Origin of the sequence: Microcoleus sp. Pol10D4 (assembly GCF_036701555.1) — a bacterium.
GTDB lineage: Bacteria > Cyanobacteriota > Cyanobacteriia > Cyanobacteriales > Microcoleaceae > Microcoleus.
In genome coordinates, this window is record NZ_JAUBRA010000056.1 from 23,947 (window position 1) to 44,269 (window position 20,323).

The following is a 20,323-nucleotide window of genomic DNA, read 5'->3' on the forward strand; positions in this document are numbered from 1 at the left end:
CGGTGATTTTTGGCAATTTTAAAAACCAATATTTGTGACAGGTATTAGCAGAGGTAGGACACAGCGCCGTGCCATTCTTCGTGTCAACTTAAGACGGAAACCCTTCAGAAATCTCGCTTGTCGTCGAGTCTAGATCCCCCTAAATCCCCCTTAAGAAGGGGGACTTTGAGAACACTCTTATCCCCCCCTTATTAAGGGGGGTTAGGGGGGATCTGGGCTTAATCGTCAGACAGCAGACCGGTCTTAGGTTTGAGCTGGTTGTTGACACCAATGGGCTTTGCCTAAGTCCCTAGGGCGATCGGGGTGTACTCGATAAACATGAAATCTGCTGTAATTTTGCATTCTAGCTTTTACCTTCGGCATAAGCTTTTATAAAGCGATCGTCAAATAATGTGCTGATATCTGGTTGGGTTTTTGCTAAATTTACATCGACGAGAAATTTAGTCATTTCGGCCGCCGCAAACTGCAATGATGTCATGTCATTTCCCGGTTGAAAGGCTTTCAAGTTTTCCTCTATCGTAAATATCTGAGTGCCGTTTTCATATTCTTTGTATTCCTCGACGCTAACTCCGGCGCGGTTGGCTAGAATCTCGTAAGATTTCTCTTTATTTGCTTTCATGTATTCCAATGTTGCAAACCATGAATTGACCAGGGCTTGCACTCTATCGGGGTGTTCGCCAATAAACTTTCGCGTAAATACCAAGTGGTCGGAAATCGCCCCCGGAAAATCTTTGGAACTAAACAGTTCCTTGCTGTTCGATCGTTTTAATGCTTGCGTGGTAAACGGCGCAAATACTGCCACTGCATCGACTTGGCCTCCGACGAAAGCCGCCGCAGCTTTGCCGGTTTCCAGCGGTACAAATTGAATATCTTGCACTGATAAACCTGCTTTTCTCAGCCCTAACAGCAATAGAAAATGATCGACTGTACCTTCCTCTGCGGCTACTTTTTTGCCTTTTAAATCGGCAACGGAATTGATGCCTTCGGCGACAATCACTTTGTCATTTCCCGTCGAGTTGTCGTTGACTAAAACAATTACTTGGTCGGCGCCGCCTGATATGGAGTTTACTGTATCGCCGAGGGTTTGGCTGTTAGCATTTATCTGTCCTGCTGTGAGGGTGCTGATCGATTCTAAGTAGCCGTCAAACCATTTTAAGTCTACAGCAACATTGTTGGCTTCAAATATCTTTTGCTCTTTGGCAATTTGCCAAGGAAACCAGCCGGGCCACGCGCTGAATCCGAGGCTAACTGCATTAGCACTTACTGAAGAAGCTGCTTCACTTTCTGTCGTGGTTTTGATATAAATTGCCGGGTTGACGCAGCCGACAGCAAAAAACAAGGTGATGAAAAATATGGCGCAGTAGGACAAGGGCGATCGCGTTATTTTTGGGGAGCAATATCGGATATTCATAGCATATTCTCGTTGCTGGTTAGAGGTGAATATGTCGATCGAGCTTTTGCACTTCTTTGGCTTCCTTAGCTGCCGCAAACCCCCCTGATATACAAGGATAAAGCCCGAGAGCTAACGAACCGAGTCTTGATGACCGATCGCGTTTCTCCCGGGCTTTTATCCCGCCGTGTAACTGGCTAGTGTTTCCCTAAAATTCAATCTGGGGAGAACCAGTCTGCTTCTCTCGGACCAGCACTTGAACTTTCTAAGCTGAGTTAGAAACTAATTCAAATCGGAACCCTAGAAGCTGTTAAATTTTTTCGGTTCTTGTCTGTATAAGTCCTGTTTGCAACCCAAGGATTTATTCGAGACTGTTGGTAACAGCAATGCACTTAGCTTTTTGAAAGGTAAGCATACTGTAGCGTGGAATTTTACTAGATTGCTACGTCTCAAACGGTAACAGCAAACTTAATGAGAAAATGTGTAAGATGTTACAAAAAATGTTTTTTTTTGGAGTAGTTAATTAAAATTTTTGGAAGATTAAACCGGGCGATGAGACGGGGCAATTGGAAATCGCGAAGTTTACCTGCACACAAAGACTAAACCCGCAAGGTCTGGGTTGAATATTTCTTGAGAAATACTTCGATCGCCCGCTAATCTGGATGCGAGTACGATCGACAATGCGGTAAACTAACATCCTATTTGTAATAACGATCGGCAAACACAGCCTGTGAAGTCAAATCCGTTAGCATTGGAATTATTCCTCTCTCTCCGATCTCCCTCTGCGTTCTCTGCGCTCTCTGCGGTTAAATCATCCTCATATAACCAGAAATGATATGAAGTCAAATCTTCAATCTAAAATCTAAAATCTAAAATCGACAGAGTTAATTGAGGGTGCATTATGGAAAAAGTTAACTACAGTCAGAGTCTCGACATTCATTCGCTGCTCGATCGCTACCGCACCGGCTCGCTCGCGCCTGCAGATGTGATCGCCAGCGTGTACGATCGGATCGAACGCTATGCAGATCCGGCAGTATGGATTTATTTAGCACCGCAGGCGGAAACCCTCGAACGCGCCAAAGCTTTGGAAAACCTAGATCCGCAACAATTGCCGCTCTACGGAATACCTTTTGCGATCAAAGATAATCTCGATTGGGCGGGCGTTCCGACTACGGCGGGATGTCCTGCGTTTGCTCGCACTCCAGCGCGATCGTCCGCAGTCGTAGAGCGCCTGTGCGCGGCCGGTGCGATCGCGATCGGCAAAACAAACATGGATCAGTTTGCCACAGGATTAGTGGGAACCCGCACGCCTTATGGAGTTTGCCGCAATCCGTTCGATCGGCGCTACATTCCGGGCGGATCGAGTTCCGGTTCCGCAGCAGCAGTCTCCGCCGGATTGGTGAGTTTTGCTCTAGGTACCGATACCGCAGGCTCAGGGCGGGTTCCCGCTGCTTTTACCAACATTGTCGGGCTGAAGCCAAGTTGCGGATCGATCAGCACTAGCGGCCTGCTGCCGGCAGTGCGATCGCTCGATTGCGTTTCTGTGTTCGCTCTCACCTGTGCGGATGCGGCCTCAGTGCTGCAAGTAGCCAGCGGTTTTGACGCTGAGGATGCGTTTTCTCGCCACCCTGAAACGAAAGTTTTGCCGGATTTATCCCGCTTACGGGTGGGAGTTCCCGTCCAAGGCGAACTCGAATTTTTCGGGAATGCAGAAGCCGAACAGCGCTACCGAGAGGCGATCGCGCGCTTGCAATCTTTGGGCTGCACGATCGCACCTATTGACTTCAAACCCTTTGCGGATGCTGCCGCACTACTCTACGGCGGGCCTTGGGTAGCAGAAAGATTGGCCGCGATCGGCGATTTTCTCGACGCGCACCCAGAGGATATCGATCCGATCGTCTACGAAATTATCAGCGGCGGCAAACGCTACGATGCCGTCGCGGCTTACCGCGCGTCGTACCGGTTGGCAGAGCTCCGCAAGAAGGCAGAAATTCAGTGGGAGTCAATGGATGTGTTGGCGGTACCGACGACAGGTACGATTTATACAGTCGCAGAAGTTGCAGCCGAGCCGATCGCGCTCAACACCAATCTCGGGCGCTACACGAACTTTGCGAATTTGCTCGATTTGTGCGCGATCGCAGTTCCCAGCGGGTTTCAAAGCAGCGGATTGCCCGCAGGATTGACACTGATGGCTCCTGCGTGGCACGATTTATCGCTCTGCCGCCTGGGATCTGCTTTCCACGATCGCTTGGGGGGAACTTTGGGCGCAACTGGCCAGCCGCTACCAAGCCTCCCGGAACCAGCCATTGCCCCCAAATCTGACTCAGAAGAACGAGTCAAAATAGCCGTGGTTGGCGCTCATTTGAGCGGTGAGCCGCTGAATTATCAACTAATCGAGATCGGAGGAATTTTGGTTCGCGCCTGCCGTACCAGCCCGATTTACAAGCTGTACGCTTTGACGGGTACTGCTCTTGGCAAGCCGGGATTGGTGCGTCAGATAGAGGGCGGTAGCGCGATCGAGGTGGAAGTTTGGGAGTTGTCGATCGCGGCTTTCGGCGGATTTGTCGCTAAAATTCCCTCGCCCTTGGGAATTGGTACGCTGGTGTTGGAGGACGGCTCGACGGTGCAGGGCTTTTTGTGCGAACCTTATGCTGTGGCGGATGCGATCGATATTTCTGATCTAGGCGGTTGGCGAGCGTATAACTTCCGGTTTTAAGTTAAGTTAGAATTGCAAATTTCTACCCATCTTCAGAATCATGCCATCAGCAGTGCCAATTCGACCAATTCCCGTCACAACCCCAACCCCCACCGGCGGCGGTACCAGTCCCGGAGGGGCACCTGGTGGCACTCGCGGCACCAGCGGCCCCGACTCCCTCAGAGGTACTGCGGGCGCTAACTTGATATTTGGTTTGGGTGGCCCTGACAGCATTTTGGGCTTAGGCGCAGACGATTCCCTCTACGGCGGCGACGGCGATGACTCACTGCTGGGCGACATTGGCGATGACAGACTGTTCGGCGGTGCTGGCCGTGACAGCGTTTTGGGCGGCGCCGGCGACGATACTTTCTACGGCGGCAAAGGTTCTGACTCTATGCTGGGCGACGTTGGCAATGATTTGCTGTTTGGCAACCAAGACACCGATACTTTGTTGGGCGGCGCGGGTAATGACACGTTTTTTGGGGGGGCCGGCGATGACTCGCTATTTGGTGGCATCGGCGATGACTGTTTATCGGGCGATCGCGGCCGAGATACTTTAACTGGCGGCGCCGGAAACGATACTTTTGCGATCGGGCGTCAGGCAGATGCTGATGTCATTACAGATTTTACTGATGGTACGGATCAAATTCGCTTGGCTGCCGGCCTCACCTTTGGCGAACTCACCATTGCCGCTGGGGTAGGAACTTCGCCGAGTACAATTATTCAGCTTACAAGCACCAAGGAAACTCTGGCTACTTTATTCGGAGTTGCCCGCGCTTCTATCAGTCAGGCAGACTTTATTCTTTAATTGGGAATTGTTGACGGTTGACGGTTGACTGTTGACGGTTGACTGATACAAAATCCGGGTTGGCTAACCATTTTATGAGACTCGGTGCTTGAAACCGCTTTTGACCTCAAACTACACAAACGAAGTCTGCCTTCGCAGACTAAGATAGAGAAAGTTATTTAAGCAGGATTTGGTATGACAAATAACAAATAACAAATAATATCATTTCCGGTTACACCGGAATGATGTTGACTGTTGACTGTTGACTGTTGACTGTTCACGGCGTCAACAGTCAACAGTCAACAGTGAACTCGAATTTACTATTCCGATGCTAACGGATTTGATATAACAACTGACTACTGACTACTGACTACTGACTAATGACTAATGACTACTGACGGTTTTCTCAATCTCAACAAACCTGCGGGCATGACTTCTCACGACTGCGTGGGGCGAGTGCGCCGGCTATTGAAACTCAAGCGAGTCGGACACGGAGGAACCCTCGATCCTGCTGTGACTGGCGTTTTGCCGATCGCCCTGGGCAAAGCAACCAGACTGCTGCAATTTCTCCAACACAATAAAGCTTACCGAGGCACGATTCGGTTTGGCTTAACTACTGCTACTGACGATTTAGAAGGAGAAATTATCCATTCTCAACCGGTGCCAGAGTTGAGTTTGGAAAAAGTGCAAGCTGCACTGCCCAAATTTATAGGAAAAATCGAGCAATTTCCACCGAGTTTTAGTGCGGTGCAGGTGGGAGGAAAACGCCTTTATGAGTTAGCTAGAAAAGGCGAAACTGTGGAAGTTGCTGCTAGAAATGTTGAGGTTTTTCGGCTGGAAATATTGGATTGGCGGCCGGGGGATTTTCCTGAATTGGATTTGTCGATCGCCTGCGGGGCGGGTACTTACATTCGGGCGATCGCACGGGATTTGGGCGCTATGTTGAATGCAGGCGGTACTTTGGCTTGTTTGACTCGCACCGAAAGTAGCGGTTTTTCGATCGAGGAAAGTCTCAGTTTTGAAGAATTGGAACTGCAATTGCAGGAGAATAAATTCTGCCCGATTTTGCCATCGGCGGTTTTGGGACATTTAGGTGCGATCGTCCTTTCCCCTGAATATACCAAACGCTGGTTTCAAGGACAGCGCCTCCCGATTCCCGAAACGCCGATCGGGCCAGAGGAGGAAAGTAGGAACAATCCCCCCGACAACTCAATACCCCAACCTCCCTATCCCTTGCAGGTGTACGATCGAGACGGTAATTTTTTAGGTATCGGTCAAGTAGCCAACTCAGAGACAAGTACCATATTATCTCCTCAAATTGTGATTTAAGTATCTAAAATAAAAATGAAAAAAGGTATAATTGGTACTGGAAAAGTTGGCGCAACTCTAACCGCTGTGAATGCTCTCGATGCACCTAGCTTACAGCGGTACGGGACGAGATTGGCCTATTAATCTAATCAATCGCTGAGGTAAAAATTGTGAAAATATTGCTGATCGGATTAATCCGAGGCTACAAAATGGGGATTTCTCCTTACCTGCCTAACGCCTGTAGATTTCAGCCAACTTGTTCGCAATACGCGATCGAAGCAATAGAAAGATTTGGGCCGGCCCGCGGCAGCTCAATGGCAGTTAAGCGAATTTTACGCTGTCATCCTTTTCATCCAGGGGGTTACGATCCAGTACCTCCCACAGATAGCGAAGGCAATTAGTTATTAGTGAGAATCCCGATTTTAATGATTAGTTAATAGTGCAAATAGGCGTTGTATCCTCATGGCTAAAACTACCGAGGGGAATCACTCCCTAAGAGGGTTAAATTCTCACAATTAGTGGTGTTTTTTAACCTAAATTCAGTAATTTTACTGTTATCTTTCAAAACTCAGCAGCTATATAATGGTACAAACAGAGTACAGGGGATGCGAGTTGATATGTCTGCTACCGCAATCGGATACAAAATGTTGTCCCATACTCTGGCTGTACTCAGCCAGAAACAAGCAACGGGGAAACTGCTGTTAGAGCAAGGCGAACAACAGTGGCAACTTTACTTTTTTCAGGGTAGTTTGGTTTATGCCACTGGAGGAGCGCACAGAGCGAGGCGCTGGTACAGGGCGATCGGGCAACACTGTCGAAACTTTCAAGTGGATCTCAGAAACCTCGATGCTGGAGAACTGTGGGAATATCAACTGCTTCAGCGAGGGATAGCAGCCAGCGAAATGAGTCTGGAACAAGCTAGGGCGATCGTCCACACCAGCCTTTCCGAAGTGTTATTTGCTCTGATCGGTCAATCTGGTTTGCGCCGGGAGTGGCGTCCGTCCCAGAAATATTTTTCTACCATTACCTCTTCTTTGCTGCTGTCTTTAACAGAAGTAGAGAAAGTTCTGTGTTGTACCGAAGAAATTTGGCAGAAGTGGAAAGCAATGGGTTTGTGGCTGGTAGATCCCGAACAAGCACCACTTTTAAAAGCATCGGCTCAGTTGCAGCAAAATCGATTTAGTTCTAATTCTTTGATCGCTTTGGGTAACGTATTCAACGGCGAGAATACTCTTTGGGATATTGCATTTAAGAAAAAGCAGTGCGTGACAGTGGCAACTCGCGCTTTAGTTAATTACATCAAGCAAGGTTTAGTAAATTTCCGAACAGTACCAGACTTGCCGTCGCCTATAGAACAGTGGCGCCTTGCCTCAGCGATGGCAGGGCCGGGTCGCCCTTTGATTGCTTGTATCGATGACAGTCCGACAGTTTGCGAATTTTTAGAGCAAATTTTATTGCCGGAGGGGTATCGAGTCCTAAAAATTCAAGACCCCATGCAGGGAGTGGGCCTCCTCGCCAAACAAAAGCCTGCTTTAATTTTTATGGACGTGGTGATGCCCAAGACAAGTGGCTTTGCTTTGTGCAATTTTTTGCGAAAAACACCCGCTTTTCGGGAAACTCCGATCGTATTTTTGACCGGTCAAGATAGTATAATTGACCGCACGCGGGCGAAATTGACAGGTGCTTCCGATTTTTTGAGCAAGCCAGCCAATCCCGAACAGGTTGTGCAAATAGTTGATAAGTATTTGAAGGTAAAAGGCGATCGCCACCCTTCAGCAATCCGCCCCCAAGATATACTTAATCCACGACAACTTACCCTGGCAAATTCTTGAACCGCAAATTATGCTGATCAAGCGTCACTTATCGGGCGCGTGAGCCTCCTGGGCACCCGATAAGTATTGTAAAATAAAGACGCCACCGGATTTTACCAATAAATCTTGTAGGGGCGGTTGCATGGTTTTTCTGACTTTCAAAGCCCGCATTTCCGTAAACCAGCTCAACGCGTATTGATTCTAATACCAGTTCCAAGCAGTTCACAAAAAGAATGCAACTGTAGGCAAGTTCCCAGCCAGACGGTCATCAATCATTTCCAGTTTTTTAATCTAAAATCTAAAATCTAAAATCTAAAATCTAAAATCTAAAATGGTATAATCCATAAAACTTGATATTAATTATGAGCGATCGCACCCCGCAGGTGAGTGTAGTAATTCCGGCTTACAACTGCGCTGCTTACGTCGGCCAAGCCGTAGATAGCGTTCTGCACCAAACCTATACTAACTGGGAAATTATTGTCGTAGACGACGGCTCCAGAGACGATACCAAGTTAGTTTTAGAGAAATATGGCGATCTAATTCGCTACATTTACCAACAAAATCAAGGAGTTTCGATTGCCAGAAATCACGGCATCGAGCTAGCCCGAGGAGAATTTATCGCTTTTCTTGATGCTGACGACTACTTTTTACCAGACAAATTAGCAGCACAAATGGCTGTATTTGCAGCGCGACCAAATCTAGGAATAGTTCACAGTGGCTGGCGTCTAGTTAATAGTATAGGCGAACCGCTAAAAGATGTCAAACTCTGGCAAAATGTCCCTAAATTAGACTTAGAAATGTGGCTGCGGTGGAAACCAGTCTTACCCAGCGCGATGGTATTTCGCCGTCAGTGGTTAGAGCGCGCCGGCGGATTTGATCCTCGATTTCCCCCGGCGGAAGATACAGATTTAGTGCTGCGTTTAGCCTTAATGGGATGCGAAGCAGAGTGGTTGCAGCAAGTAACTGTTTGCTACCGCCAGCACGAACAAAGCGCCATGTACAAAGGTTTACCGCAGGCTAAATCCCTCGCCGCAGTGATGGACAATTTTTTTGCCCGCCCCGAGTTGCCGGATAAAATACGTTTGTTGGAAAGGCAAATCAAGTACAGTACCTTAGTTTGGATTGCTTGGTATTTGTACCGCACCGGTCATTCTGTTGAGATGGTAGAGTTTTTGCAGCGTTCTTGGAATTATACGCCTTATTTGCCTGTGGAAACAGTAATTAATTGGGCGGAAGCTTTCGCTGAGTTTTCGCAGGATGCGGGAAATGAATTCGATGCAGATTTATTAGCTCAATCTCCCGGGTGGCAGCAGTTAATGCAGTGGATGATTCTCGGTACACCAGCTTGATTGAAAGCTTTTCCATTGCACTGATATCGTTTACGGTTGCATAGGAATTATTTAACCGCAGAGAGCGCAGAGGACACAGAGGAAGAGAAGAGAGGCTTTTCGCATTCCTGGCTATGTAAAACCTGCATAAACTTTAGGCTTCAGTTTGAGTTTCTGCTTCAGTAAAAATTGGCGGCCACAGTTCAGCAATTGGCAATTCCCAGCCAGGAAAAAGTTCGGGGACAGTCAAAATATCTTCATTTCCCAACACAATTGGTTCACATTCCTGACGATAAACTGTAACAGTTTCTTCGTCCGGGTCAATCAGAATTCCCACTTGTGCTCCGAGTTCTAGGAAATTATGAATCTTTTTTTCTAGCGGTTTAATGCGATCGCTCTGTGATTTAATTTCTACTACCAAGTCGGGGACTAATTCTCCGAAATAACGGGGACTTTGCCTGAGACGTGCGGCTCGGACAAAAGAAACATCAGGTGCTGTAAGGTTAGCATCAGGTAAAATAAAGCCGCCTGCGGAGTCAAAAACTCGACCCAAACGGCGGGGATTCACCCAAACGAAGAGAAAGGCACTCAAGCGAATGCCAATTTCACTAGATACAATGTCTGACGGGCCCACAATGATAATTCTCCCGCTTTCTAGTTCAACTTGGTAGTCTTGACCGGCTTCTTTGAATGTTTTTTGGACTTTTTCTAAGTCTTTGAGTGTCATCATATTGATTATTCCTTGGCAGAAAAGGAGTTGCCACAGCTACAGCTTTGGGCGGCATTGGGATTGTGAAATCGGAAACCTCCCCCCATCAAGTCTTCTGAATAATCCAAGGTGAGTTCATTGAGATATTTTAAGTGCTGGGGGTCGATCGCAACTTCAATTCCCTCCGACTCGCATATAGCGTCTTCTGGGGCTGGCGCATCGTCAAATGCCATTGTATAAGACAAACCGGAGCAGCCGCTCGATTCCACGCCCAGGCGAAATAAAGCATTGGGGTTCGGATGCTTCGACTTGAGGCGCGTTACTTCTGTTGCTGCTGTTTTGCTCAGATGAATCATTATGAGTAATTGGTAACTGGTAATTGGTAATTGGGAAGTAATGTTGAGTTTTGAAAATGTAGAATGTGCCTAGGCGTGTACCTTACCCGTAGAATGTAGGGTGCGCCGCCGCGCACCTTACTGCTATATCTTTAGCAACTTGAGTTACTTAGCCTTTTCATTACGAGCATAATCGTCTTGAAAGCGGATAATATCATCTTCTCCGAGATATTCGCCATTTTGCACCTCAATTAAAACCAGGGGGATAACTCCCGGATTTTCCAGGCGGTGAGAAGTGCACTGAGGAACGTAAGTAGACTGATTTGTAAACAGAACTTGTTCAGTTTCGCCACAAGTAACTTTTGCAGTACCAGAAACCACAATCCAGTGTTCGCTGCGGTGGTGGTGCATTTGCAGGCTGAGGCGGTGTCCAGACTTAACTTCGATCCGCTTAATTTTATATCCTGGGCCTTCTTCTAGAGTCGTAAATGAACCCCAAGGCCGCAATTCCGTAGCGGCTATTGCGTTGGGTGCTGCAGGTGCGTGCAGGGTAGATACTTGAGAAATTTCTTGAATCTGAACCATGATTTTCACTCCTTGAGGATTGCTTGCTGAATCCTTCGGTAAACGACGTTGTTTTTTGAGATTAACTAATCTATAGTTAAAACCGAAGCCCACCTGCGGGGACTGGTTAGCCGACTGTAGAGTTTTGCAAGAGTTGTGCTCAGCCCGATCGACTTGCCTTAACAACCATAGCAAAACCAACATAGCTGTTGTCACCTGTTATTCGCTCGATCGCCCCAATCTACATCAAATCTTCATAGAAAGGGCGCTGGTTCTTGAATATTCATTAAATGTGAATCCTAATCTAGCTCTTGAGACTGCTGCTGCCAAACTTCTAGCATCTATTGATACAAATGCAGCCATTGACCCAGGCTATCGCTGGCGGTTGCTAGGAGTTGTGAATTTGTTTAATTTCTCATTCACGGATCTCGGTGAGCGTATTTCTTAAAGCTATGCACTGACAATCATAACTTGTCCTCTAGTTGCCATAGCTAAAATAGCTAAAACTTTTGGAGCTAAAGGCTTCAAATCTGCCAAGCGATTGGATGGTGCTTGCAGAACAATTACCGCAATATCGAACTGTGGCAAATTCTGTTGAAACGACAAGTTGCGATCGACTGTGATCAAAAGATCAAACTCTGCTTCTGCAAGGGCAAGAAGTTGACCATTTTTTACACCTGCCCATCCCATTTGTGGAACCGTTTTCATCTCATGGTCAACAAATTATATGGCCAATTTGCGATCGATGCACTCATCCAAAAGAAGCTTCATTCGTTAGGCGACCATGCCAACAAGCTGTTTTTCTGCCTCTTCCAGCAAGGCGATGACTTGCTCTTTAGTCACAGTTGGGAATCCATCTAAAAAATCATCAATAGATTCTCCTGCTTTTAGATAGTCCAGAAGTGTTTGTACCGGAACCCTAGTAAAAGCAAAGACTGGAGTGCCACCCATAATTTCAGGAGATACGCTAATAATTAGAGATTTTTTCTGCATAAATATTTAGACCTTCCGGTTTCATAGTTAACTCATCACCTTTAACTATTTTTTCACGCTCGCTCGATCGCATCAGCTTTGATTTTTTCGTGCATCTGCCCAATGCAGTAAATCTATATATAATACATCATACTAGATCGATCGGCTTCCCGCCTTCTACTCTAGATCAACATCTTTTCGCCACTTTGACAGGAGCATCAAAATGAACAGCAACGGACTGCCACAAAAGCAAGGCTTGTACGATCCGCAGTTCGAGCACGACGCTTGCGGAGTCGGATTCATCGTACACATGAAGGGTAACAAATCCCACGAAATTGTCGAGCAGGCACTGACAATCCTCTTAAACCTCGACCACCGAGGCGCGTGCGGCTGCGAACCCAACACCGGAGACGGGGCGGGGATTTTGATGCAGCTACCCCACAAGTTTCTCAAGAAAGTAACGGCGGCCCTAAACATCGAACTTCCCGAAGCCGGCGAGTACGGCGTTGGCGCGATTTACTCGTCGCCCAATCAAACTGAACGCGAAAACGGCAAGCGCATTTTTGAGGAAATCGCGGCAGAAGAAGGCCAGGAAGTGCTCGGCTGGCGCGATGTTCCCACGGACAACTCGTCCCTCGGCGACACCGCCAAATCTAGCGAACCCTTCATGCAGCAAGTGTTCCTCCGGCGGGCCGCAGGTATTGACGAGGCGGCTTTCGAGCGGAAACTGTACGTCATCCGCAAACGCGCTCACAACGCCATCCGCAGGACTAACACAGACCCCTACTGGTACAATTCCACTCTCTCGTGCCGGACGATCGTCTACAAGGGTATGTTAATGCCGGTGCAAGTCGGCGATTACTATCCCGAACTGCACGACCCCGACATGGAAAGCGCTCTAGCCCTGGTTCACTCGCGCTTCAGCACGAATACTTTTCCGAGCTGGGAACGATCGCACCCTTACCGCTACATCGCCCACAACGGCGAAATTAACACGATGCGCGGCAACATTAACTGGATGCACGCGCGGCAATCGCTGTTCGAGTCGGAACTATTCGGCGATGACTTAAAGAAAATCCCCAATTTAATCAATATCGAAGGCAGCGACTCGACGATTTTTGACAATGCTTTGGAATTGCTGAATTTGGCCGGGCGTTCTTTGCCGCACGCTGTAATGATGATGATTCCCGAACCTTGGACAGCCCACGAGTCCATGAGTGACGAGAAAAAAGCTTTCTACGAATACCATTCTTGCTTGATGGAACCTTGGGACGGCCCAGCTTCGATCGCATTTACCGATGGTACTTCGATCGGGGCCGTGCTCGATCGCAACGGTTTGCGCCCTTCCCGCTACTGCGTTACCAAAGACGACTTGGTAATTATGGCATCGGAAGCCGGAGTTTTGCCGATCGCCCCAGAACGAATTGTATCAAAAGGCCGCTTGCAACCGGGGCGGATGTTCCTGGTAAATACCGAGGAAGGCCGCATCGTCTCTGACGAGGAAATTAAAACCAAAATCGCCACAGAACACCCGTACCGCGAGTGGATCGACCAGCACATGGTCGAAATCGCCAAACTGAAAGATGCGCCGGCAGTAGCAGAATCTCATCCCGAAACATTATTGCAGCGGCAAATGGCATTTGGCTACACCTTTGAAGAACTGCGGTTGCTGTTAGCACCGATGGCCAAAGATGGCGTGGAAGCTGTCGGCGCGATGGGTGCGGATACGCCGCTGGCGGTGCTTTCCAACCGCCCAAAACTGCTTTACGAATACTTCCAGCAGTTGTTTGCTCAAGTTACCAATCCGCCAATTGATTCTATCCGCGAAGAAATTGTAACTTCTGCCGAAACTACCATCGGCGCTGAACGCAATTTGCTCAAACCAGAACCCGAAAGCTGTCATTTGATTGAACTGAAAACGCCCATTCTCAGCAATGAAGAATTAGCTAAGCTCAAATACGTAAATGAGGGCAATTTCCGGTCGATTACACTGCCGATTTTGTTTGACCCCAAAAGCGGTGTAAAAGGTCTCGAACAAGCCTTAGAAGAGGTTTTTGCAGCAGCAGACAGCGCGATCGCCTCCGGGGTGAATATCATCATTTTGAGCGATCGGGGGATCAGTCCAGACAAAGCCCCAATTCCAGCGCTGCTGGCAGTTGCAGGCCTGCACCACCACTTGATCCGTAAAGGTACGCGCACGCGGGCGGGACTCGTGCTCGAATCGGGGGAACCGAGGGAAGTGCATCACTTTGCGACACTGATTGGATACGGTTGCGGCGCGATTAATCCGTATTTGGCCTTTGAGACGATCGCCGATTCGATCCGCGAAGGATTGCTGCTAAATGTCGAGTACAAAACAGCTTGCAAAAACTACGTCAAAGCCGCCACTAAAGGTGTGACGAAAGTTGCCTCGAAAATAGGGATTTCCACAATTCAAAGTTATCGCGGCGCGCAGATTTTTGAGGCGATCGGCTTAAACAAATCCGTAGTCGATAAATACTTTGCTTGGACAGCATCGCGGATTGAAGGCGTAGACCTCGAAGTCATCGCCCAAGAAGCAATTTTACGCCATACTCACGCATTCCCAGACCGCCCATCCAGCGGACATACTCTCGATGTTGGCGGCGAATATCAGTGGCGGAAAGAAGGCGAGGCGCATTTGTTTAGTCCGCAGACAATTCATGCGCTGCAAAAGTCGGTGCGCGAGGGCAGTTATACGCTTTTCAAACAGTATTCAGGGCTGGTTAACGAACAAAACCAGCAGCATTTTACCTTGCGCGGTTTGTTGCAATTCAAACAGCGGGAATCGATACCGATTGAGGAAGTTGAGCCGATCGAATCTATTCTCAAACGCTTTAAAACTGGGGCGATGAGTTATGGTTCGATTTCTAAAGAAGCCCACGAATCGCTAGCAGTAGCGATGAACCGCATTGGTGGCAAATCGAACACTGGTGAAGGTGGCGAAGATCCCGATCGCTACACTTGGACGAACGATCGGGGCGACTCGAAAAACAGCGCGATCAAACAAGTTGCTTCTGGGCGTTTCGGCGTTACCAGCTTGTACCTTTCCCAAGCGCGGGAACTGCAAATCAAGATGGCGCAAGGCGCAAAACCCGGTGAAGGCGGACAGTTGCCGGGTAAAAAAGTATACCCGTGGATTGCCAAGGTGCGGAACTCGACTCCGGGTGTGGGATTAATTTCGCCTCCTCCTCACCACGACATTTATTCGATCGAAGATTTGGCCGAATTGATTCACGACTTGAAAAATTCCAACCGGGAAGCGCGGATTAGCGTGAAACTCGTGTCGGAAGTGGGAGTCGGGACGATCGCGGCCGGGGTTGCGAAAGCCCACGCCGATGTCGTGTTGATTTCCGGCTACGACGGCGGAACCGGCGCTTCGCCGCAAACTTCGATCAAACACGCGGGATTACCTTGGGAATTGGGACTGGCTGAAACTCACCAAACTTTGGTACTCAACAATCTCCGCAGCCGGATTGTCGTGGAAACTGACGGTCAAATGAAAACCGGCCGCGATGTAGTAATTGCTGCCTTGCTTGGCGCTGAGGAATTCGGTTTTGCTACCGCGCCGCTGGTGACATTGGGCTGCATCATGATGCGCGTTTGCCACCTGAACACTTGCCCCGTGGGCGTGGCAACGCAAGACCCACTGCTGCGGAAAAACTTTACCGGCGACCCCGATCACACGGTAAACTTTATGACTTTCATCGCGCAGGAAGTCCGGGAAATTATGGCGCAGTTGGGCTTCCGCACGTTGAATGAAATGGTTGGCCGCACTGATGTTTTGGAACCTCAGCAAGCGGTGGAACACTGGAAGGCTAAGGGTTTGGATTTCTCGAAAATCCTTTATCAGCCGGAAGTTGGCGCGGATGTCGGGCGCTATTGTCAGATGGCGCAGGATCACGGGTTGGAAAAGTCCCTGGATATGACTGTGTTGTTGGATTTGTGCAAAGGTGTGATCGAAAACGGTGAAAAAGTCCACGCCAAACTGCCGATTACCAATGTCAACCGCGTTGTCGGCACAATTCTCGGCAACGAAATCACCAAGCGCAACTGGGAAGGTTTGCCGGATGACACGGTGCACCTGCACTTCCAAGGCAGCGCTGGGCAAAGCTTTGGCGCATTCGTGCCCAAGGGAGTCACCCTGGAACTCGAAGGCGAAGCTAACGACTATTTGGGCAAGGGGCTCAGCGGCGGCAAGATTATCCTGTATCCGTCGCACGCTTCCACCTTTGTCGCGGAAGAAAACGTGATTGTCGGTAACGTAGTGCTTTACGGCGCGACTGCTGGTGAGGTTTTCATCCGAGGGATGGCGGGCGAACGTTTTGGGGTGCGTAACTCCGGCGTGAATGCAGTAGTTGAAGGTGTGGGCGATCACGGTTGCGAGTACATGACTGGCGGCAAAGTTGTAGTTTTGGGCGAAACCGGGCGCAATTTTGCAGCGGGTATGAGTGGCGGTGTTGCTTACATTTTGGATGAGGCGGGGGATTTTGCTACTCGCTGCAATATGTCGATGGTGGATTTGGAAAAATTGGAGGATGTTGAGGAAATTAGCGATTTGCGGCAGATGCTTCAAACTCACTTTGATTTGACTGGAAGTGCGAAGGCATCGAAGGTTCTGGCTGCGTGGGATGAGATGGTGCCGGTTTTTGTGAAGGTGATGCCGAGGGATTATAAGCGGGTGTTGCAGGCCATTGAAAGGGCGATCGCATCGGGTTTAAGCGGTGATGATGCGCTGACGGCTGCGTTTGAAGAAAACGCTCGCGATGTCGCCCGGATTGGCGGCAGTTAGTCCAAGAAACCGGGTGTCTGCGATAATTTTGGCATCGTCACCAAGATTTAGGAAGAAACCCGGTTTCTGAGCCCCCGCGCAAATCCAAGAAACCGGGTTTCTGCGATAATCTCAGCATCCTCACCAATAAGTAGTAGGACACAATTAATTACCCAAAATACCGCCTAAAAACCTTGCCTCTTCAAAAGGCTTGATGTAATTAATTGTGTCCGGTTACTTATCTAGGAAGAAACCCGGTTTCTGAACCCCACGCAGAGAGTACAATATGCCACGTCGCCAAGTTATCTTGCAAGCAGGTAATTACTACCATGTTTATAACCGAGGCAATAACCGTCAGCTTATCTTTTTTGAGCGAGACAACTATATTTATTTTTTACGCCAATTAAGAAACCATATGATTGCGAATGGTGTAGATATTATTGCGTATTGTTTGATGCCGAATCACTATCATTTATTAGTTTACTTGAAAACGGATCGTTTTTCCAAGCTGATGCAGGCGTTTACTCTGTCTTATGTTAAGGCGCTCAGTAAACGCTATCAAAGGGTGGGTTCATTGTTTCAGGGCCGATTGCAGGCGATTCATGTAGATAGAGAAGAGTATTTATTACACTTAACTCGCTATATTCACTTAAACCCAGTCTCTGCTAATATAGTTGAAAAGGCAGAGAGTTGGGAGTTTTCTAGCTATCAAGAATATATTGATTTGCGCCAGGGAAATTTACCTAAAATAGATGGAGTGCGAGCGAAATTTCAGTCAGCAGATGCTTATCGTTACTTTTTAGAAGATTTAACTAGCGATCGATTAATCCAGCATTTAACATTTGAAGAATAGAAAGAAACCAAGAAACCGGGTTTCCGCCCCCAATCCAAGAAACCGGGTTTCTGCCATAATTTAAGCATCCTCACCGAAATTTGGTGAAGAAACCCGGTTTCTGACTCCCACGCGATCGCACATCTCTACTAATTGCCATCTGAAATAAGCTCGCTATTCACAAGTTAACAGGGAACAATATAAACTATCAGCTTTATTCAGATGTCCTCTTGATGTGCAACCTTCCAGAAGAAGGACTTGATGTCGGCGATATCGGTACGGTTGTAGAATAGCATCACGTTGAGGGACTAGAAACAGGTTATAGCGTTGAGTTCTTCGATCCGTTGGGAAACACTGTAGCAGTTGCGAGGCTACCTGGAAGTTATTTGCGATCGCCCACAAGTGCAGACAGACCTACAGTGAACCTTCTTAACTGATATCAGGTATAGAATTAGGGAAATCAACAAGCAAAATGATTCAATCCATACCGAAAATATCCATTAAACCTGGATACCGTCCCCAATCGGATGATAAAACTCCTGAAGCTGATGCAATTGATTTTTACCTACTGCGACAACTCACCAATTCCCAACGGTGGCAAATGGGGGCCAAATTAAATCGTTGGGCAAAAACTGTTAGCTTGCGCGGGATGAAAAAAGCTTGTCCCTCAACCTACAAAGAGCGATTTGCTCGATCGATATTAGGTAGCAAGTGGTTGCCAAATTTAACCCCCACCAGTGAGCCCTCTATGTGGACGCAAGACCCCAGCGAAATTGCTAGACTGTTGCACCCAATTTTTGAAACATTAGGTGTCTCTTATTATATTACAGGAGGCGTTGCCGCTTCTGTCTATGGCGACCCGAGAACAACACGGGATTTAGATTTAGTAATTGAATTAATCCGGGACAATATTTTTCAATTAGTTGAAGCACTAGAAACGGCTGGTTTTTACTGCCCTCCGGGTTCGGTAAAAGATATTCAAGAGGGTAGAGGGATGGTGTTGAGCGTCACTCACATGACTTTAGTATTGAACGCTGATATTGTGCTGAATTCTAATACTGAATTCGATCGCTCAAAAATGGCAAGACGACGATTAGAAGCGCTTGACGAAGCTGGTGTAGAACAATTTTGGCTTGCTTCTCCTGAAGATATTGTGTTGGCGAAACTGCTCTGGCGCCAACAGTCTCAGTCTCAAAAACAATGGAATGATATTTTGGGAATTCTGAAAGTCCAATCAGAGAATTTGGATCGGGGTTACTTAACAGAGTGGGCCCAACAATTGGGGTTGATTGATGATTTGAACCTAGCTTTTACTGAATCAGGGATTTGAGGCGATCGCAATTCGCGTAGTGCGATGGCAAAAAAGGTCGATCGATAGTATAGAAAATAGTGCAATGAATAAACTAACTGAATATCCCAAAGTAAGAGAGCATATTTTAACCGAGTATCTATAATTGTACCGCCATCCTCAACCAGACATCGAAACATTCTTAATTACCGACGAACAAAACGGTCATTACATCTGGATGAATCTTGGCTGGGAAAAGGGCGATCGTATTACCGGTATTACCGTTTACGTTCGGATTCGCGATGGTAAATTCTGGATCGAGGAAGACTGGACAGAAGATGGGATTGCAAGGGATTTGATGCGTGCAGGGGTTCCCAAGGAAGATATTGTGTTGGCATTTCACGAGCCTGGGATGCGGCGGTACACAGATTTTGCAGTAGTTTCTTAGCACTTAATCGATATGACTACAGCAGCTTTAATAACAAAACAGTACATTGAAAAACAGGAAAGTTGCTACCGAATTGTGGGGAAGCGAGTTTCTCTGGATTCAATTACTTATGCTTTCCTTAATTAAACAAGGGAAAGTAACTCATCCCTTTGCTGAGCTAAATTACTTTGAATTCACTCCAAAGTTTGCAAGGTTTCCAAAATAGACAGTTTTCAGATATATATCCACACTTCTCATAGAAACCCATTGCGGTTTCATGTGCGACTGTAACGACCGTAATATCATCTTCCCCACCAACCATCTCTCGGATGCGAACCAATAATTCACTTCCTATTCCTTGTTTTGCATAAGACCTGTCCACACCCAGGTCTGTGACAAAAAGGAAATAAACAAAATCCGTAATACCAAAGGCTACCCCGATTAGCTTCCCTTCATCATTCCTAGCGGTAACAGCGACTGAGCGAGTAGTCAACAGCTTCCTTACCCTTTCTTCAAAACGCTCTTTGGGATACTGACTACCAAGATCGCTCCTTTTTAAGAAGTCGTAATATTCCTCAAAAGACAAGTTTTCGTTATCTCGGTAGTCAATCATCTTACTTACTCAAATTTTTTCTTAAATTACTGCATATTTTATTGGGTGTCAAGAAAAAGTCACAAGATTCTGAGGATTTCCCTGTATCTACCACGCTATCTGGAAGTTATTTGCGATCGCCCACAAGTGCAGACATACCTACAGTCATTATATTGTCCGAAGGCGATCGCCCCTAAAATATTTACAAAACTAAATCTGGTATGAGCTCTATATCTAGCTGTTAGAATAGATAAACCTGAGCGTTAAAATCGCAAATGTATGACAGCGTTCCTACACACTATGCAATGGAATATCTAACTTTTAGAGAAGCCGATCGAGAGGACATATAGTCATTTCAAATAAGTATGAGACACTCTTTATGCACAATAAGCACGAATAACTTCATCAAGAGATGTGTTAGGAGACGCATACATTTTAGCTCTCTTTAATGCACTAAAATCATGCTCAATATCATTTAAGTCAGGAGAGTATTTTG

Annotated in this window: 18 protein-coding genes, 1 pseudogene and 1 riboswitch; of the genes and pseudogenes, 11 read left to right on the forward strand and 8 right to left on the reverse strand. The window is 47.4% G+C overall.

Going from position 1 to position 20,323, the window contains the following annotated elements; all coding sequences use genetic code 11:
- Positions 1 to 343: 343 nt before the first annotated feature.
- Positions 344 to 1,411: an ABC transporter substrate-binding protein gene (locus QUA36_RS23355; RefSeq protein ID WP_333459266.1), complete on the reverse strand. Its 1,068-nt coding sequence runs from the start codon at positions 1,409 to 1,411 to the stop codon at positions 344 to 346.
- Between the two features lie 143 nt (positions 1,412 to 1,554).
- A riboswitch (guanidine-I (ykkC/yxkD leader) is annotated at positions 1,555 to 1,705 on the reverse strand.
- A gap of 586 nt (positions 1,706 to 2,291) precedes the next feature.
- On the opposite strand from QUA36_RS23355, the gene atzF reads away from it, so the two are divergent.
- From atzF to QUA36_RS23385, 6 genes are all read left to right on the forward strand, one after another.
- Entirely contained in the window at positions 2,292 to 4,106 is a 1,815-nt protein-coding gene (gene atzF, locus QUA36_RS23360) for an allophanate hydrolase (protein WP_333459267.1), read from the forward strand.
- Between the two features lie 40 nt (positions 4,107 to 4,146).
- Complete coding sequence (locus tag QUA36_RS23365) at positions 4,147 to 4,893, forward strand: calcium-binding protein (RefSeq protein ID WP_333459268.1); 747 nt, start codon at positions 4,147 to 4,149, stop codon at positions 4,891 to 4,893.
- 366 nt (positions 4,894 to 5,259) lie between these two features.
- Positions 5,260 to 6,201, forward strand: a complete 942-nt coding sequence (gene truB, locus QUA36_RS23370) for a tRNA pseudouridine(55) synthase TruB (protein WP_333459269.1) — start codon at positions 5,260 to 5,262, stop codon at positions 6,199 to 6,201.
- Between the two features lie 149 nt (positions 6,202 to 6,350).
- Complete coding sequence (yidD, locus tag QUA36_RS23375) at positions 6,351 to 6,581, forward strand: membrane protein insertion efficiency factor YidD (protein WP_190732478.1); 231 nt, start codon at positions 6,351 to 6,353, stop codon at positions 6,579 to 6,581.
- A gap of 216 nt (positions 6,582 to 6,797) precedes the next feature.
- Positions 6,798 to 8,012, forward strand: coding sequence for a response regulator (locus tag QUA36_RS23380; RefSeq protein WP_333363252.1), 1,215 nt, complete (start codon positions 6,798 to 6,800; stop codon positions 8,010 to 8,012).
- A gap of 341 nt (positions 8,013 to 8,353) precedes the next feature.
- Positions 8,354 to 9,340, forward strand: a complete 987-nt coding sequence (locus QUA36_RS23385; RefSeq protein WP_333459270.1) for a glycosyltransferase — start codon at positions 8,354 to 8,356, stop codon at positions 9,338 to 9,340.
- 133 nt (positions 9,341 to 9,473) lie between these two features.
- Here the strand turns inward: QUA36_RS23385 and QUA36_RS23390 are convergent, their stop codons facing one another.
- The 3 genes from QUA36_RS23390 to QUA36_RS23400 form a co-directional block, all read right to left on the reverse strand.
- Entirely contained in the window at positions 9,474 to 10,046 is a 573-nt protein-coding gene (locus QUA36_RS23390; protein WP_333166633.1) for a Uma2 family endonuclease, read from the reverse strand.
- 8 nt (positions 10,047 to 10,054) lie between these two features.
- Positions 10,055 to 10,384: an iron-sulfur cluster assembly accessory protein gene (locus QUA36_RS23395; protein WP_333166580.1), complete on the reverse strand. Its 330-nt coding sequence runs from the start codon at positions 10,382 to 10,384 to the stop codon at positions 10,055 to 10,057.
- A 144-nt stretch (positions 10,385 to 10,528) separates the two neighbouring features.
- Entirely contained in the window at positions 10,529 to 10,948 is a 420-nt protein-coding gene (locus QUA36_RS23400; RefSeq protein ID WP_333075032.1) for a cupin domain-containing protein, read from the reverse strand.
- Positions 10,949 to 11,072: 124 nt separating this feature from the next.
- On the opposite strand from QUA36_RS23400, the gene QUA36_RS23405 reads away from it, so the two are divergent.
- The gene (locus QUA36_RS23405; protein ID WP_333459271.1) at positions 11,073 to 11,375 is read left to right on the forward strand and encodes a hypothetical protein; all 303 of its coding nucleotides are present in this window, start codon (positions 11,073 to 11,075) and stop codon (positions 11,373 to 11,375) included.
- Between the two features lie 2 nt (positions 11,376 to 11,377).
- Here QUA36_RS23405 and QUA36_RS23410 read toward each other — a convergent pair whose 3' ends face one another.
- Together QUA36_RS23410 and QUA36_RS23415 are read right to left on the reverse strand one after the other, a co-directional pair.
- Entirely contained in the window at positions 11,378 to 11,635 is a 258-nt protein-coding gene (locus QUA36_RS23410; RefSeq protein WP_333166578.1) for a hypothetical protein, read from the reverse strand.
- 66 nt (positions 11,636 to 11,701) lie between these two features.
- Positions 11,702 to 11,920 carry a DUF433 domain-containing protein gene (locus QUA36_RS23415; protein WP_333166575.1) on the reverse strand — a complete coding sequence of 73 codons (219 nt, stop codon included), beginning with the start codon at positions 11,918 to 11,920 and terminating at the stop codon, positions 11,702 to 11,704.
- Between the two features lie 202 nt (positions 11,921 to 12,122).
- Between QUA36_RS23415 and gltB the strand changes: the two genes are divergently transcribed.
- From gltB to QUA36_RS23435, 4 genes are all read left to right on the forward strand, one after another.
- Positions 12,123 to 16,709 carry a glutamate synthase large subunit gene (gltB, locus tag QUA36_RS23420; RefSeq protein WP_333459272.1) on the forward strand — a complete coding sequence of 1,529 codons (4,587 nt, stop codon included), beginning with the start codon at positions 12,123 to 12,125 and terminating at the stop codon, positions 16,707 to 16,709.
- A gap of 265 nt (positions 16,710 to 16,974) precedes the next feature.
- On the forward strand, positions 16,975 to 17,541 hold the full coding sequence (locus QUA36_RS23425) for a transposase (protein ID WP_333459273.1): 567 nt from the start codon (positions 16,975 to 16,977) through the stop codon (positions 17,539 to 17,541).
- Between the two features lie 451 nt (positions 17,542 to 17,992).
- Complete coding sequence (locus QUA36_RS23430; RefSeq protein ID WP_333459274.1) at positions 17,993 to 18,850, forward strand: hypothetical protein; 858 nt, start codon at positions 17,993 to 17,995, stop codon at positions 18,848 to 18,850.
- 124 nt (positions 18,851 to 18,974) lie between these two features.
- Positions 18,975 to 19,256, forward strand: coding sequence for a XisI protein (locus QUA36_RS23435; protein WP_333459275.1), 282 nt, complete (start codon positions 18,975 to 18,977; stop codon positions 19,254 to 19,256).
- Positions 19,257 to 19,413: 157 nt separating this feature from the next.
- Here the strand turns inward: QUA36_RS23435 and QUA36_RS23440 are convergent, their stop codons facing one another.
- Both QUA36_RS23440 and QUA36_RS23445 read right to left on the reverse strand, forming a co-directional pair.
- Positions 19,414 to 19,848, reverse strand: coding sequence for a GNAT family N-acetyltransferase (locus QUA36_RS23440; RefSeq protein ID WP_333168755.1), 435 nt, complete (start codon positions 19,846 to 19,848; stop codon positions 19,414 to 19,416).
- A 356-nt stretch (positions 19,849 to 20,204) separates the two neighbouring features.
- A pseudogene (locus QUA36_RS23445) lies at positions 20,205 to 20,323 on the reverse strand (IS630 family transposase); the annotation flags it as partial.